The sequence below is a fragment of the Candidatus Paceibacterota bacterium genome (assembly GCA_041666915.1).
Classification (GTDB): domain Bacteria; phylum Patescibacteriota; class Minisyncoccia; order Phycocordibacterales; family PALSA-1337; genus C7867-002.
In genome coordinates this window covers 65,610-81,466 of sequence record JBAYFZ010000002.1, presented here as the reverse complement: position 1 = coordinate 81,466, position 15,857 = coordinate 65,610, and the positions used below count along the sequence as shown (strand labels likewise).

At 37.7% G+C, this 15,857-nt stretch carries 11 protein-coding genes; 2 read left to right on the top strand and 9 right to left on the bottom strand.

The window, feature by feature from the left end:
• Position 1 precedes the first annotated feature (1 nt).
• The 3 genes from WCS89_02905 to WCS89_02895 are packed head-to-tail and all read right to left on the bottom strand — an operon-like array spanning position 2 to position 4,388.
• On the bottom strand, positions 2-1,888 hold the full coding sequence (locus WCS89_02905) for a hypothetical protein (GenBank protein MFA6554434.1): 1,887 nt from the start codon (positions 1,886-1,888) through the stop codon (positions 2-4).
• Between the two features lie 45 nt (positions 1,889-1,933).
• The gene (locus WCS89_02900) at positions 1,934-3,484 is read right to left on the bottom strand and encodes a hypothetical protein (protein ID MFA6554433.1); all 1,551 of its coding nucleotides are present in this window, start codon (positions 3,482-3,484) and stop codon (positions 1,934-1,936) included.
• A 7-nt stretch (positions 3,485-3,491) separates the two neighbouring features.
• Positions 3,492-4,388 (bottom strand): hypothetical protein, encoded by an 897-nt coding sequence (locus WCS89_02895; protein MFA6554432.1) that lies wholly within the window; start codon positions 4,386-4,388, stop codon positions 3,492-3,494.
• Positions 4,389-4,532: 144 nt separating this feature from the next.
• Between WCS89_02895 and WCS89_02890 the strand changes: the two genes are divergently transcribed.
• On the top strand, positions 4,533-5,576 hold the full coding sequence (locus tag WCS89_02890) for a peptidoglycan-binding domain-containing protein (GenBank protein ID MFA6554431.1): 1,044 nt from the start codon (positions 4,533-4,535) through the stop codon (positions 5,574-5,576).
• On the opposite strand, the gene rsmA is transcribed toward WCS89_02890, so the two are convergent.
• Entirely contained in the window at positions 5,573-6,373 is an 801-nt protein-coding gene (rsmA, locus tag WCS89_02885) for a 16S rRNA (adenine(1518)-N(6)/adenine(1519)-N(6))-dimethyltransferase RsmA (protein ID MFA6554430.1), read from the bottom strand. The genes WCS89_02890 and rsmA overlap by 4 nt on opposite strands.
• Before the next feature lie 2 nt (positions 6,374-6,375).
• The gene (locus WCS89_02880; protein ID MFA6554429.1) at positions 6,376-8,310 is read right to left on the bottom strand and encodes a UvrD-helicase domain-containing protein; all 1,935 of its coding nucleotides are present in this window, start codon (positions 8,308-8,310) and stop codon (positions 6,376-6,378) included.
• 495 nt (positions 8,311-8,805) lie between these two features.
• On the opposite strand from WCS89_02880, the gene WCS89_02875 reads away from it, so the two are divergent.
• Positions 8,806-9,909, top strand: coding sequence for a peptidoglycan DD-metalloendopeptidase family protein (locus tag WCS89_02875; GenBank protein MFA6554428.1), 1,104 nt, complete (start codon positions 8,806-8,808; stop codon positions 9,907-9,909).
• A 199-nt stretch (positions 9,910-10,108) separates the two neighbouring features.
• Here WCS89_02875 and WCS89_02870 read toward each other — a convergent pair whose 3' ends face one another.
• The 4 genes from WCS89_02870 to WCS89_02855 all read right to left on the bottom strand — a co-directional run bounded on the left by WCS89_02870 (position 10,109) and on the right by WCS89_02855 (position 15,839).
• The gene (locus WCS89_02870) at positions 10,109-11,632 is read right to left on the bottom strand and encodes a YifB family Mg chelatase-like AAA ATPase (GenBank protein MFA6554427.1); all 1,524 of its coding nucleotides are present in this window, start codon (positions 11,630-11,632) and stop codon (positions 10,109-10,111) included.
• A 95-nt stretch (positions 11,633-11,727) separates the two neighbouring features.
• A complete protein-coding gene (locus WCS89_02865) occupies positions 11,728-12,090 on the bottom strand; it encodes a TraR/DksA C4-type zinc finger protein (protein ID MFA6554426.1) in 363 nt (120 codons plus the stop codon).
• 9 nt (positions 12,091-12,099) lie between these two features.
• Positions 12,100-13,647, bottom strand: a complete 1,548-nt coding sequence (locus tag WCS89_02860) for a hypothetical protein (protein ID MFA6554425.1) — start codon at positions 13,645-13,647, stop codon at positions 12,100-12,102.
• 50 nt (positions 13,648-13,697) lie between these two features.
• A complete protein-coding gene (locus tag WCS89_02855) occupies positions 13,698-15,839 on the bottom strand; it encodes a polyribonucleotide nucleotidyltransferase (GenBank protein ID MFA6554424.1) in 2,142 nt (713 codons plus the stop codon).
• Between the last annotated feature and the right edge of the window lie 18 nt (positions 15,840-15,857).

The window sequence follows — 15,857 nt, the reverse complement described above, 5'->3', positions numbered from 1 at the left end:
CTTATTTTTTATCTTCTTTAGGTTTGTCTTCACCACCTTTATCTTCCTTTGGTTTCTCTTCCCCACCAGCTTCTTCTTTAGCTTGATCGGCTAATTGTTTTAATGCTGCAGAAGTATCTTTCTTTTTCTTTGAACCAGAAGCACGATCAACAGCACCTTGAAGTTCAACATTCTCTCTTTCCAAACGTTTCTTTTCCGCGATTTCCTCACTAGTTAGTAATCTTAATGAACCGGGTTCTGTATTAACGAGTTTTTCAATTTCTTTTATACGTGTATCGTTTTCGACTATTTTAGCTTTATTTTCTTTAAGCATCGCTTCCTCAGTTAGACTTCTAGAAACTTGTTTATTTGCCCTATTATCAAGCATAAATCCTATGACACTATTGTTTCCCCAAGGAATATTTTCTCTATATTCCTTCTTCATCTCTTCTGCCTTTCGTTTTGCTTCTATGTATTCTGCTTCTGATGAGTAGTTATCTCGGTCAACATTTCCAATATGCTTATGTAATTTTTCGTAATTTGTCTTTTTTGCCTTTAATCTATCTTCATAACTTCCTCCCTTCTTTGCTCCAAATCCAGCGGAACTTACACCAGAAAGACCTTTTGATGCCAATCCTCCTAATAATGGAGATCTACTAGCTAATCCCTTTATTGCAGAACTTTCGTTTAATGCGTAAGCGGCTCTACCAAGAGTACGACTTCCAGCTTGGCTTCCAACCCCCTTCCAAATATTCCCAGCATCAAATTTTTTCATACCACCACTTATAAGAGTAGTTGCCATACTGCCCATAGATAGACCTACAAATAACGGCAAGTTGAGCATGAATATAACTAAGACGAAATTCACAGCCAAAATGATGAAAGGAAAAGCCCAGTTGGTACCAGTTGGTAAGTTAGAATTGGCAGACATCATTGCCCCCATGATATTACTTTCATTTAGAATTCTGAGAGCTACATACATGAGAAGTAGATAGACGGGCATGAAAACGAGTTGTGAATATAGGGCATCGTAGAATTTACCCATGTATTTTTCTAGATCAGGCAACATCTTTCCTGCAAACCATAATGGTGAAAAAGCTAGGAGGAAAAGCAGTATTATTAACCTAGAAATGAAAGCTATGGCAGCCAAGATGAAACTAGCCGCTGTTGTGAGCATCATAATAATTCCAGTTATTCCAATCATTATGATTTTGAATGGGTCACTACCAGAAGCACCTAGTTTGTTGCCTTGTACATCATATATCGTCTGTATTTTCAGACTATTCATAAATACATTAGAAATGTCAGAAGATCCGGACTGCCCCACCAAATCAGATAGTGACGATGTTGGACTTATATGTACTTCTGCATGATTTGGTATCATGGAATTGTATATGGCTTGCGAGATGATGTTGGAAGCGTCAATAGCGATACTGGTAAGGAAGAAACTAAAGTTTATGAGAATACCTGCAACAACTATATTTTTTATTGTTTCGGCATAACTAGGACCTTTTCCGTATCCAGTAATCATCTGTATTGCAGCGTAAAGAAGATAGAATATGAAGAAGAGTCCAGTGATATCTCGCAGAGTTTGCCAGACGGTATATATTGCAGGAGTAGCGTCCACGAAGTCTTTGATATGCAAGGTTAATTTTATGGAGACGTCCAATATGTATGCCGCCATAGAGACCAGAAAACCAGTTAACATCAAAGCTGTGTTGACGATGTAGGATAAGATATCGTTTACGAGTCCCAAGAGATTTGAGGATCCAAAAAACATTTCTTTGGCAGCTGAAGCAGCAGCGACAATTGGTGCTTGAGCGTAAGTTGCGTTGGTTTGTATCACGAAAGCCAGTCCTGCGACTATGATGGCGACGAAAATATTTGGAAGGTAGCTTTTTGGTCTCATGATTGGCAATTCTTTCTAATTCGGACGCCTTACTCAGTAATCTTTCTAATAACCCTGACATTCTCTAAGCAACGAAGCCGATTCGGTATTTAATGACTGAACCTGTCTCTGTGTCTCTGAAAGACTTGCTAAAGCGTCATCAAATTTTGGTTGGTAGTTTGTACCCCCTGCTGTGACGAAATCTGTATAATTTTGTGACTGTCTGCTGATATTGTTTAATGAATTATCGGTAGTTAAGAAGTAATTTATATCAGTAAGCTTTTTCTTGTCTGCCAAACTGCTATTGTATTTTAGAGTCAAAGCATCTAGCGGAGGATTGATGGTGTTGTTTATCTTTGCATCTATAGTTGCAACTCTTGCCATAGCGTTGGTTGTATTTTTGTTGATGAAACATGTTCTAGCTGTTGTGTAACGACTCTTGCTGTCGGTTAGTAAGTTAACAGATTGTTTGTATAGAGATACGTAACTCTCCACCTGATCTAGAGATGATGCGACTTGAGGTTGTAAATTGCGAAGTATCTCTTGTGCTTCCCTACTTGAATTTGAATCGTTTATAACTTGTTGAGTATAAGATTGTCCTCCACCAGAATTGCCACTGAGAGAATTGAGTCCAGAAGAGAGCATTGTACTTATCATTTGTGTTACCAAAGCATTTATAACTGCATTTATATTGTCAGCCAATTCTAGTTCGGTTACAGGTACGTTCAAGTTTTTTTGCAAAGTTCCAGAGATGACTGAACCCGGTGTTTGAGTTTCACATTGTTGATATGTAGTAGTTCCGTCTCCGTTTTGAACCTGATTGTTGCCAACTTCAGATACCTGATCTTCGGGATCAACATTTGAAGCCCCTGGGATATCTTTGCAACTTTGCCATGACATGAAACCACTTCCCAGTTGTATATCGGCTTTGATAACATTTTGTCTTGCACTTATCCTTGAACGTAAATCACTTTGTGCAGCTAAGGTTGCTCCGTAAGGATTGTTTTGTTGTTCTGTTGTGAGTGCTATGAATGCTGGCCAACCACCTTGATTGAAATCTCCACCCAAGAAGCCGTTCATTGAACCAGAAGATGAACGAACTGACCTTCCGTTGACGATGATCTCGGGTCCATTTTTCTGTGCCTCAATAATCCTGCCCAATGTACAAGTATATCTCTGGTCCGCCATAGAGGTCTGACCTAGGGCTAGAGATAATGAAAGGTCTATGACAAATGGAGAACAAAGAGATGAAAGAGGTCCATTACCGGCTAGGAATGCTCCAGTTATCTGGTCTCCAACGTCAAGAAAGAAAGCTTCTGGATTGGTGAGAAATGCAGGACTACCTTTGAAACCAGAGTTTATCCAGTTCACTACACTAGCTGTCATCTGGTGAAGTATTTGCTTTGCTATCATTGTAGCGATCTTGTCTAGAGTGAAATTCTTTTGATAGTTCATGACACTCTGAAAATCTTGACCAGTTGATATAGGAACACCTAGCGATGGTGCTGGTGCTTGTGCTTGTGCAGTTTGTATCAAAGGATATACGGATGACACGAAGACAATTGCTATTACACAAACTCCTGAAACGAACTTTTTTATTTTGTTTTTTGTAAACATACAATTGTTATTGTGGAACAGTTACGAATAATATTCCTGGTTCATTGTTAGTAAAATAGACACGATTTGTATTGAAATAACTATTCATACTGAGGAGTGCTAACCTTATAGCCTCTTGTGTAGGGGTATAAAGTTTGATAGCCAGCATACTCTGTACTGGATCGGTAGAAACTTTTTCTAGGCCTTGTGTAACAAAAAGCATGGAGCTCAAAGAGTTAACGAGATTGAGATGGTAATTTGCGAGTGGTCGTGGTACTGGAGTAGCTATGACAGCTCTTATCATCTTATCGTAAGAAGTTATTATAGGTTTTATGTTTTTTAGTAAATTCATATCCCCTTTTTCTAAAGCGTCACTTACTATCATGACAGGATCTGCTCGAGGACCGTCTTTTGAAAAGACCGTTCCTATATTATTTCCGTAACTATGGGTAGTATTGGAACTAGTGTCTTCTATTATTGTCAGATGAGAGAGGTTGTATATTTTTGGTTGCGAAGCAGAATTTATAGTGGTGTTCAAAGTTTGGTCAACAATCTTTTGTACGGATTCATTATCTTCTGATAGATTGTTTTTCTTCAATTCTACGTAACGGGTGAAAAAATCCCTGCTGAGTTGATCGGTCAGAGTTAATTTTTCTTCAGTAGTATTTTTTGTGGAACCGTTTGAAGTTTTTGTAGATACAGAAGTTGTGCTGGATGTTGTCAGAAAAGCTTTTCTCCAATCGGTGTTGGATACATCGGATATTGTATTTTTTTGCTCTTCATTGACGGCTTTTATCTCTACATTTGAAAGACTATTATTTTTAATCAAAATTTGAGGGCGAATATATACCAATGTACAGATTACGATTAATGTACATATAATGGCAATAAGCACCGTCTGTTTATGTGGGTAGTATTTAGCCATACTAATCACAATTATAGCTTAAAAGACAGGTTTTTATCATGAAAATGTGGGGATAGTGTTGATTTTATGAAGGTAATTTGTCGGACAACAATCAGGTGTTATAAAAATGATACTTTTTTAAGTTAAGTGGTATAATTATTCTTAATGATTAAAAAGAATTACACATTTTTTATAATAGTCACGTCAATATTTTTATTGTCTTCAGGAAATCTTGCACAAGCCGTGCAATTCCCTATTTCAAGAACGTTAAAAGTTGGAATGTCTGGAGAAGATGTGAAAGTTTTACAAAAAATACTCAATCAAGACTCTACTACGAGAATATCTAGTGTTGGTATCGGGTCTTCCGGTCAAGAATCAACATATTTCGGTGCTTTAACACGTAATGCAGTCATTCGCCTTCAAGAAAAGTATAAAAATGAGATTTTGACACCAAATGGCCTGTCTTTTGGCACAGGTATCGTTGGTCCAAGTACTCTCAAGGTACTTTCTTTGCTATTTCAGGGCTCGGCAACAGTTTCTACTACAGTTATACCTACCAATTCTACAGCTACAAATATAAATATTCCTACAAATCCCACAATTGTACCTATTTCTACTACCGTAACAGTTCCGAAAGTTCCAGCAAATCCAAATCTTAACAATCTCAGTACCTTTATTGATTCTTTTGAGAAGGTTTCAAAAAAACAAGGCTTATCCAATGAAAGAATTGCTTTTCTTAAAGATAAAATTTTAAAAGATGTTGCTACATCAACAGATCTAAAGAAAGAATTTATGAAATTGGTAGAAAATGACAAAAATATCTCTAAAAATAACGAAATAGACGGGCAATTTCCTATAAAAACCGCCTTTAACGAGGTTTTTGAGCTTCTAAAAGATTCTTTTGTTCCTAAAGAAGCCTTTGCTGGTGTCGGTACACCATTTGGCGGACCACTCATTTATTCATTTTATTGTGATTGTAGTGCTAGTTGGCTTCTCACTATTGGACCTTTGCCTCCTACAATGGTAACTCTTTTAACATATACGGTAGGTTCGCAAGCTCATCTTTCTTATAATATTCCTAAAACAAGTTGGCTTTTGGGAGATTATACAAAACTTACTGGTCAATGTTTGGTAAATACTGGAGAGACTTGCGGAAGTTTACCTTCAGAAGGCCATATAACTCCAACCGTTGGCTCATCACCAAACTAGTTAGGCCTGTTGAGGTGTTTGGAGATATTGATCCAATTTTCTAGTGTCATTTTCTCGGATCTAATTTTCGGGTCAATCTTTAAGGTGTTCCAAATCTCTGCAAGCTTATTTTTGTCCATGATTTCTCCCAAATTGCTTATAGTATATTTGCGTTTATGGGCAAATCCAGCCTTCACAACTGCAAAAAAGCTAGATATTTGGACGTTATTTTCTTTGAATAGTTTATCGGAAATATTTTCTATTGCGAGAATTGCTGAATCAACATTTGGTGGTGGTGTGAAGGCTCCACGAGGCACTTTTGCGACTATTTTTGGTGTACCAAAGGCTTTGACTGATATAGATAATATACTTTCTTTATCATCTTTGGTTGTAATCCTGTCGGCAACTTCTTTTTGTACCAAGAGAATCATTCTATTTGGTTTACGATCATTTTCTAGGAATTTTTCTAAGATTGCACCAGTGATGTAGTAAGGAATGTTGGCAACTATCAGATATGGCTCATTTGGTATGCAGTTTGAGGAATCTTCTAGCACGTCACCATGAATTAATGTTAGTTGTTGTTTGGTTATTGATGTTTGGAATTTGGATCTTAGCAATTCTATTGCTCTATCATCTTTTTCAACCGTTATGACTTTTGCTCCTGTATTCAAAAGTGCTTCCGTCAAAATACCTGTGCCTGGACCTATTTCTAATACCAATTCCCCCTTTTTTATGTTGGCAGATTCAATAATCTGTTCCAAAACATGTTTGGAATTGAGAAAATGTTGCCCTAATGATTTTTTTGCAAATAAAAACATAATTAGAAATCAATAAATAAAGCTTTTGCACCACTTGGTTTTTCTGCCGTTTGTTCTTCTATCAAACTTTTTTCTATATCATCTATGAATTCTGATGGAGTATTCACTTTTTGAGCTCCATATATGCTTCGGATAATAGCATAACTCAAATACACTTTCATTTTTGCTCTAGTCAGAGCTACATAAAAGAGTCTCCTCTCTTCTTCCTCTTCGGCTTCGTCAATATTTTCTTCCTTTAGGTGTTTGAAAGGAAATAGTTCTTGTTCCATTCCTGCAATGAAAACATATTTGAATTCCAAACCTTTTGAAGCATGAACCGTCATGAGTTTTACTGCATCGTTATCTTTTTGTAGTTCATCCTGATCTGTAGCTAGAGCAACGTTAGCTAGAAACGCTTCTATTCCTTCCTCTGGAGGTAAATGGTCGTAGCTAGAAGCTACTGTTACCAATTCTCTAATGTTCAAAAGTCTTTCTTCATCTTCGGCATCACCTTCACGAAGTGAACGTTCTATACCAGTTTCTTGTATTACAAATTTCACTGATTCAGAAGGTTTCTTTTCTATAATTTCGCGCTTGATATCTTCTAGGAGTTTCCAAAAATTAGCAATTTTAATTTTCATGGCTGGTGGCAAAAGATCTTCTCTTTCAGACATGATTTTGGCTACGGTGGCTTTACCTATGCCTCGTACAGGAACGTTGATGATCCTACCTATATCGCTCCAACTGCTTCTATTCAAAGAAGCTTTGATGTAAGAAAGAACATCTTTTATTTCTTTTCTCTCAAAAAATCGCACGCCGATAAGTTGGTAAGGAAGATTTTTCTTTATAAATGATTCTTCCAATACTCGTGATTGGAAATTTGTTCTATAAAGTACAGCAATATCACGAGCCTGAGTGCCGGCTTCTATGAGTGACCTTGTTGTGTCGGCAATATTTCTAGCCTCATCATTTTCTGTATATGAAACTGAAAGAGAAATTTTCTCACCAGAATCATTGTCTGTGTATAGAGTTTTCTTTTTACGTAAACGATTTTTTTCAATGACGTTATTTGCTGCCAAAAGAATAGTTTTTGTTGAACGATAATTTTTTTCTAGTGTAATAACTGTAGATTCTGGATAATCTTTTTCAAAATTAAGAATATTTTCAATAGTTGCACCGCGCCAACTGTAAATATTTTGGTCAGCATCACCAACGACACAAAGATTATGATGTTCTTCAGCTAGATGTCTAACTATTTTGTATTGAACACGGTTTGTATCCTGATATTCGTCAACGTGGATGTATTTCCAGATAGAACTATAGTGTTTGCGTACAGCCTCGTATTTTCCTAACAAGTAAGAAGTCTTCAAGAGGAGGTCATCAAAATCCAAAGCTTTTTCTTTGGCCAAAATAGCGTCATATTTCTCCCAGATACTAGCGACAGTTTCTTCCATGAAATCTTTTGAATGATCCAAGTATTCCAAATATCCTATCCCCTCTCCTTTGGCTCTGGAGATGAGGTTCAATATTGTTCCCGGGTCAAATTTCTTTGGATCAATGGAGACTTGCTCCATGGATTCTTTGATAGCTCTCTTTGAATCGCTACGATCAAATATTGTGAAATGCCTAGTCAAACCCAGTAATGAAGCATTTTCTCGAATGATGTGTACTCCAAGAGCGTGAAAAGTACTAATAAAAGGGCGTTCATTCATAGAAACGGGGATGTTTAGACCGGAATCTTCTTTCAAAAGCATACCCACCCTTTCTCGCATTTCCGTCGCCGCTTTATTGGTGAAAGTTATTGCAAGTATAGAATGTGGAGCAGTACCTTTTTTGATTAAGTTTAAAATCCTGTGGGTTATAGCCTTGGTTTTACCTGTACCTGCTCCAGCGATAATAAGGACAGGACCATCGGTTGTATCCACCGCTCTCTGTTGTGCTTCGTTTAATGATGACATGGAGGTTAGTTTAACACAGAGATGATTGAAAACTGGCAGAACATTCTTTTTGAAAACCTGCGAAAACCACTCTTTTAGAGAGGAGTCGGGTCAGAAAATAACAAAACATTCTTTTTGAAAACCGAGAACTTGTCTGAGCGCAGTTTTAGTTTCTTAGTAAAATGCGAATGTCCTTGGAATTACGAGAGGACGATTAGTCCTCCGTAATTCCTGAGCATTTTACTTAGAAAGTAAACGGAGCGAGTCTCGCAGGTTTTCAAAAAGAATGTTTTGTTATTTTCTGACCTGATTCCGACCACATTATTTGACACCTAATCAATTAAAATGACTGTGTATAGCTATCATTGACAATAAATTCCTTCTTGCTAGTCTAGATAGGTCACTTGAAATTTGATTTAATAATTATGGCTAAGTAGAGCCATATAAATATATAAGTTACCAACACCGAACGAAAGAAAGACCTTTACGGACTATTGCCAGCGCGAACTATATGTTATGAAATTAAATACTCACAAACAAACTAAATATAACCTTACTTTTAAGCGTCTAGCAAACTGGATTGCTATTTGTGTTTCTATATTTATTATAACCATTACTTTCTCAGAGACCGCCCATGCAGGTCTCGTTTCTTTTATAGGTTCAATGTTTGGAAGTGAAGAAGCTTCTGCAAAAATCTCCAAAAACGTATCGGTAAATTCACAGAACATGCCATTACCTATTGTTGCTGTTAATTTTGATCCAAATCCAGACAAATCTTTTGATACGGTACCAGTTGTCGGTGGAGAGACTCTGGTTGCGGATATAGCCAGTACAAATGGTGTTTCAACGGATACTTCTACAAAAATAAGTATTTATAATGTTAGATCTGGCGATACATATTCTGGAATAGCAAAAATGTTTAATGTTTCGGTCAATACAATACTTTGGGCAAATAATCTAACAAGCAAATCTGTTCTTAAAGTTGGTCAAATACTCATAATCCTCCCTGTTACTGGTATCAAGTATACGGTTCAAAGGAACGATACTGTCTTGGGTATTGCAAATAAATATCATGCAGATGCTGGTGAAATATATAGTTACAATGATCTAGATGCGTCATCCAAGCTTGTTATTGGTCAAAATTTAATTATTCCTGATGCTGAAATGGGATTGTCTGCAACTGTTTCAAAAACAATCAATCAAAAACTTATTTATGAGCCAGTCATAGGAAATGTCAGTAACTTACCTTCATATCCTGGATATTATAGTTGCCCACTTATTGGTGGAAGATTGAGTCAGGAGTTGCATGGACGTAATGCTGTAGATATGGCTACGCCTATAGGGACACCTTTGCGTGCTTCTGCTGCTGGTACGGTCATAATCAGTAAATCAAATGGTGCTTGGAACGGTGGTTATGGAAACTATATAGTCATTTCTCATTCTAATGGAACTCAGACTTTGTATTCCCACATGCTTAGAAGTCCTATTGGTCCTGGTGAGCAAGTCTCAAAGGGTCAAATCATTGGTTATAGTGGTAATACAGGTTTTTCTACTGGACCTCATCTACACTTTGAAATCCGTGGTGCCAAGAACCCTTTTGTTGACGGAAGATGTAATTAAAAATTTCTAATCATTGTTAGTGATTCCTGACAAGACAGAATTGTCTTTTTCAAACCCGAGTATTTCTCCCGAGCGACGAGCAACTAGCATTTCCAGAGATAATTAAGCGCCACGAAAAAAATTGTAAGGAGAAATGCAGGAGCGAGGAGTTCCTCGGGATACGCAGGGTTTGTAAAAGACAATTCTGTCTTGTCAGGAATCACCCCACTTTCTGCCTATACTGCAGTGCCTCCAAAATATGATGCTTTTTAACTGAACTGCTCTTTTCTAAATCAGCAATGGTCTGTGCCACCTTTATAACCCTATGAAAAGCCCTACCAGAAAGTTCCAATTTTTCTGCTGATGAAGTAAGTAATATACGAGCGTCATCGTCTAGAATAACAATTTTTTCTATATCCAAAGCATTCATCTCGGCATTGAAGACTTTTTGAATTCCGTGGGACGCAAATCTTTGTTCTTGAATTTTTCTTGCTCCAATAACTCGGTCTTTTATAGTTTCTGAACTTTCTCCTGACGAATCTTTGGCACCAAGTTGTTTGTAATCTACTTTACTAACGTTTAGCCATATATCTAGTCGGTCTATGATAGGTCCGGACATTTTTCTATTGTAAGCTTCAAGGGCTTTTAGGGTACAGGTACAACCATTGCGCCTACCTTTTCCACAAGGACAAGGATTCATAGATGCAATGAGGATACATTGTGCTGGGAAAGTGACTACTCCTCTGGCTCTAGAAATGGTTATCATCCTATCTTCCAATGGTTGACGTAAAGCTTCTATGACACTGCGGTCAAATTCTGGAAATTCATCTAAAAATAATACACCTCTGTGGGCTAAGGTTATTTCGCCGGGTTTTGGAAATCCTCCCCCACCAACAATAGATGGGTATGAGGCTGTATGATGGGGCGACCTAAATGGTGGACGGAATATCAAACCTCGTTCTAGTGTCCTAGCGGTAGAGTGTATGCCAGTGACTTCTATTGCTTGTTCGTACGAAAGATCCGGTAATATTGAAGTGAAACATTGAGCAAGCATGGTTTTGCCAGTCCCTGGAGGACCGCACATGATGATATTGTGTGCACCGGCTGCAGCTATTTCTAAACCACGTTTGGCTGTTTCGTTACCGCGAACATTGTTCATATTTGTTCCAAAAGATGAAGATGTTTCTGGATTTGAATAAATGGTTTCATTCGGTTTTATATTTTTTATACCAGTAAGATGTTCAATGATTTGATTTAAGGTGGAGGCGGGATATGTGGTTATGCCTTGGGCCAAGGATGATTCTTCGGAATTGTCTTTTGGAATGAAAGCTTCGGTGAAACCTTGGGCTTTTGCTTGGCAAAGAATCGGTAATATACCACTGATTTTTCTCAAGTTTCCTTCAAGTGATAATTCTCCTAAAAATAGTTTATTTTCTGGAGAAAAATCTATCTCTTTTGATGCAGATAGATAAGCTATCGCCATGCCGAGATCAAAAGAAGGCCCTTCTTTGTGTATATCTGCTGGAGCTAGTGATATGACTACTTTCTGGTTTTTCTGCTTTGGAGATTTGAAGTTGCTATTTTTTATAGCTGCAGATATACGATCTTTTGATTCTTCTACGGACCTATCGCCGAGTCCAACTACGGAAAATGAATGAAGACCGTTTGAAATGTCTACTTCTATTGTCACAACTTCTGACATGAGTCCTATTAGTTGTGCGCTGTATGTTTTTGCTAAGCTCATCTAATAATCATACAGATACGAGTTAAAATCCTGATTAAGAAAGGTTAAAGAAATGATTAAGAAAAATCCCGAGACAATATCTCGGGATTTTTCTGTTAGTGCTTGTGTTTTATTGAAATTTTTGAAGAAGGGTTTGCTTCTAGACGTTCTTTTTCTATGGGCTCTTTGCAAACCTCACATATACCGTAATTACCATTGTTAATCCTCTCTAAAGCAGAATTTACTTCATTTAACTGTTTTTCTAGCTTTTCCATGACACCTTTGTTGCCTTCATATTCTTCAAACTTGTCTGCAACCTCGTTTTCATCGGCTGGGTCAACGTCCATATTGCCTGAAGTGGCTTCCCAACCTTGTGCTAAAGATGGATTTTTTTGGGCAACTTCACCAAGCTCGGTTTCAAGATCCTTTTTTTCCTCTAATAATTTAGTTTTGAAATGCTCCAAGTCTCTTTTGTTCATAACCTCATATTATCTTATAAGTGTTGTTTTTTCAAGCCTTGAGATTATTTCTTGTAAAGTCTCTTCACTATCCGTTATGACTAGTTTATTGTTGTCTATGAACGAATATAGAAAGATAATGTGTCCATTTTCAGCTATATATTCACGGACATCTTTATTCTTTATAATACGATCTTTGTATTGTCCACGTAATGTTATCTTTGATAATTCGGAAGACGAAGCGTTATTGGGAAATGTTGGATATAGATATTGTCCCAAATCTTCGGGCATAGTCTTTTCCCACTGAATTATTCCAGCGAAAGTGTTTTGGAAGAAGTTGTTTGTCGTTATTACAAAAGTATTTTTTTGTCCATTAGTGCTGGCGTATACACCAAGCATCCAGTCTGTGCCAAGTGATCTACTGAAGATATCTGGAGGTGTTAATCTTGCTATTTCAAGTATCTTTTTGGCCGAAGTTTTCTCGGTTATATCGTTTAGTGTTTTTGTAAGGAGGATTTCTTTTATACTATTTTCTTTTTGAGTTTTGTCTATTTCCTTTTTTATGCGAGATATTATCTGATCTTGAGTCAGATTGTCTATATTTATAATACTTTGACTGTCAGATTTAATAATTGATCTGGAATATTGAGGTTGTGCTACAGGTACAGGAGGAGTTACAAGAGATAATTGACTCTTGGAATAAAAGTAATAAGCAGTATATGCTCCACCTCCTACCAAAATCAGACTCAATATACTTAGGATTAGGTTTTTGATTAGATGGGATGGTTCTTTTTGTTCAACCATCCTTACACGGTCTGCAATCGCTATATTTTCATTGGAGATTATATCGTCTTCTTTGATTGTCTCATTTCTTACAACTTCATTTTTTATAGCCTCTTCTTTTTTGTCTTCAGCTATGGCAAAAGAAGCCTTTGATAGATTTCTCTTGGACATTGCTTCAGCAAAATCAGTCTCGTATGTTCGTATTGGTTTTACATTCGGACCATTTTTTATTTCTACAGGTTTACTGGGTATGGTCTTACCTTCATTTGATTGACTTATAGATGAAACCGCCTCTTGTAAAGAAGTTGGTCTTGCAGGAATGTTTTTTGTTTGATCAACTGGTTTGAAGGAAAAAGTTGTAGACCCTATAGTCTTTGCAGGAGGGTTTGCTGGTCCGTATTGAGAAGTTGTTGCCTGTGGTTTTGGGGTAAGTTCAGGTCTTACAGGTGTTGGAGGATTTGTACCTGGGATTGTTATCTTTGAAACAGCTTCTTCCAGAGTCGTCTTTTTTAGATCTACCTTTGGTGTGCTTATTGGGATATTTATTGGAATAGGTTTTGGAATCTCTGTTTTTATTGGTCGGGCTGTATTTATTGAAGCTGTGGAGATCGCTGAAATTGTCTGTGGTGATATGGGGGCAGGATTTTCAACATCATCTTTGGCGGGTGAGATGTTTAGGTCCGCTGTTATATCAAACATTTGTACGTTCGTAGCTTCATCCTCACGTTCTTCTACGGCAGGACTAGTATTTGGAACATTTTGAACAGGAGCTGGTTTGATTAGATCATCATCCATCTCTCTATTATAGCAAGAGTTATGAGAAACTCTAATCCTCACAAATCTGACTAGTACCTTTTCTTAAATTCCGTCTTTGGTTTAGGGACTTCTTCTTTTTTTGTGAAGAATGTTGGATTTGCAGTTTTGATTGATAGATTGATTCTTCCTTTTTCATCTACTTCTTTCACCGCTACAGGAACTTTGTCCCCTTCTTTGAGATAAGTTTCAACTCTTTCTACTCGGAATGGTGCTATTTCTGAAACGTGAACCAGACCTTCTGCATTAGGACCAATCTTTACGAAAGCGCCGAAGTCCATAAGGCGAACGACTTCACCTTCAAATTTTTCACCGGCTAGATATTCACGAGTCATGCCGTATATGATATCTTTTGCTTTTTGAGCAGTTTCATTTTTACCTGTGATAAAGATAGATCCGTCATCTTCAATAGTAATATCTTCTACGAGTGTAGTGTCACGAATTTCGTTGATAGTTTTACCGCCAGAACCGATCACTAGTCCGATTTGATCTGGTCTAATCTTCATAACAATGATCTCGGGAGCGTTTGGTGAAATCTTGGCTCTTGGTGTTGAAATTTCTTTTTCTATAACATCAAGGATTTGGAAACGTGCGGTCTTGGCTTTTTCAAAGGCTTCAGCAAGTATTTTCAAAGGAATACCACCTACCTTTACATCCATTTGTACTGCTGTAACTCCATTTCTAGTACCAGCAACTTTGAAATCCATATCACCATGATGATCTTCTGGTCCTTGGATATCAGTCAAAACCTTATATTCCTTTGGACTACGCATCATAAGTCCTGAAGCGATACCAGCAACCGGAGCTTTGATAGGAACACCACCATCCATGAGGGCTATTGTAGATCCGCAAACTGAACCCATTGATGTTGAACCATTTGAAGCGAGTGCTTCGGACACTAGTCTGATAGTATAAGGAAACTTATCCTTATCTGGTATAACTGCAGACAAAGCTTTTTCTGCGAGAGCGCCGTGACCGATCATTCTCCTATTTGTTCCACCCATGCGTCCTACTTCACCAGTTGAAAATGGTGGGAAATTGTAATGGTGCATGAATCTTTTATTTTCCTGAGGAACCAAGCTATCCATGACTTGAGCGTCACCAGGTGAACCTAGTGTCAAAATAGAGAGGACGTGTGTACCACCTCGGTAAAATGTTCCTGTTCCATGAAGTATTGGGGAAATACCACCGGCTTTGGCCAATAATGGGCGGATTTCATCCATTGTTCTACCGTCTGGACGCTTGTCGTTATCAATTGCTTCGGAATGTAGCAAGTCGTTGACTGCTTCTTCAAATATTTCATATGCCATAGGCTCATTTCCTTCTGGGAATTTTTCTGCAAATAGAGTTAACCACTTCTTTGTGATTTCCTCTATCTTTTCTTTTCCAGGTTCGCCACTGAAGACGAATTTTTTCAAAAGTGGAGCAATTTCAGTATCAAAAAGTTCCTGAGTTCCTTCGGTTGGAACTGCCAATTCAACTACAGTTTTCTTTTTTCCAATTTCAGACGCTATCTTTTTCTGCCAAGCCTGAATCTTCTCAATTTCTGCTGAAGCTAGAGTAAGTCCTTTATTTAATGTATCTTCACTAACTTCTTTACTTCCAACTTCTATCATATTGATCATTCCATCTTTACCACAAGCGATCATGTCCAAAGTAACCTCAGGGTTTTCACGGTCTTCGGTATTTGGATTGATTATGAAATCGCTTTTCTTATTAATTCTTACAGCAGAAGCAGGGCCATTCCATGGAATATTGGAGGTGCTTAGAGCCAAAGAAGCGGCGATAACTGATATTACATCAGGATCTTCCTTGTCTATTGAAAGAGTTGTGAGTACAACTTGGATTTCATGACGCATTCTTTGGTCAAACAATGGTCGGATAGTGCGGTCTACGATTCTTCCGGAAAGGATAGCTTCTGTAGAAGGTCTTCCCTCTCTGCGTACAAATCTAGATCCTAGAATTTTGCCTGTAGCGTAAAAACGTTCCTCGTAATCAACTGTCAATGGAAAGAAGTCACTATCTTTTGCATTTTTACCCATTACAGCGGTTGCCAAGACTACGGTGTTACCGTAACGCAACATAACTGCCCCGTTGGTCTGGTCAGTAAGATCATTGAACTCTGCTGTGAGAGTTTTTCCTCCGATCTCTAGAGAATATTCTTTTTTATTCATAAGTTTTGTTCCCGGTGT

Coding starts and splice junctions, on each gene's coding strand:
- WCS89_02900 (MFA6554433.1), bottom strand. CDS start 3,484: ATGTTTACAAAAAACAAAATAAAAAAGTTCGTTTCAGGAGTTTGTGTA.
- WCS89_02865 (MFA6554426.1), bottom strand. CDS start 12,090: ATGAACAAAAGAGACTTGGAGCATTTCAAAACTAAATTATTAGAGGAA.
- WCS89_02895 (MFA6554432.1), bottom strand. CDS start 4,388: ATGGCTAAATACTACCCACATAAACAGACGGTGCTTATTGCCATTATA.
- WCS89_02855 (MFA6554424.1), bottom strand. CDS start 15,839: ATGAATAAAAAAGAATATTCTCTAGAGATCGGAGGAAAAACTCTCACA.
- WCS89_02890 (MFA6554431.1), top strand. CDS start 4,533: ATGATTAAAAAGAATTACACATTTTTTATAATAGTCACGTCAATATTT.
- WCS89_02875 (MFA6554428.1), top strand. CDS start 8,806: ATGAAATTAAATACTCACAAACAAACTAAATATAACCTTACTTTTAAG.
- WCS89_02880 (MFA6554429.1), bottom strand. CDS start 8,310: ATGTCATCATTAAACGAAGCACAACAGAGAGCGGTGGATACAACCGAT.
- rsmA (MFA6554430.1), bottom strand. CDS start 6,373: ATGTTTTTATTTGCAAAAAAATCATTAGGGCAACATTTTCTCAATTCC.
- WCS89_02860 (MFA6554425.1), bottom strand. CDS start 13,647: ATGGATGATGATCTAATCAAACCAGCTCCTGTTCAAAATGTTCCAAAT.
- WCS89_02870 (MFA6554427.1), bottom strand. CDS start 11,632: ATGAGCTTAGCAAAAACATACAGCGCACAACTAATAGGACTCATGTCA.
- WCS89_02905 (MFA6554434.1), bottom strand. CDS start 1,888: ATGAGACCAAAAAGCTACCTTCCAAATATTTTCGTCGCCATCATAGTC.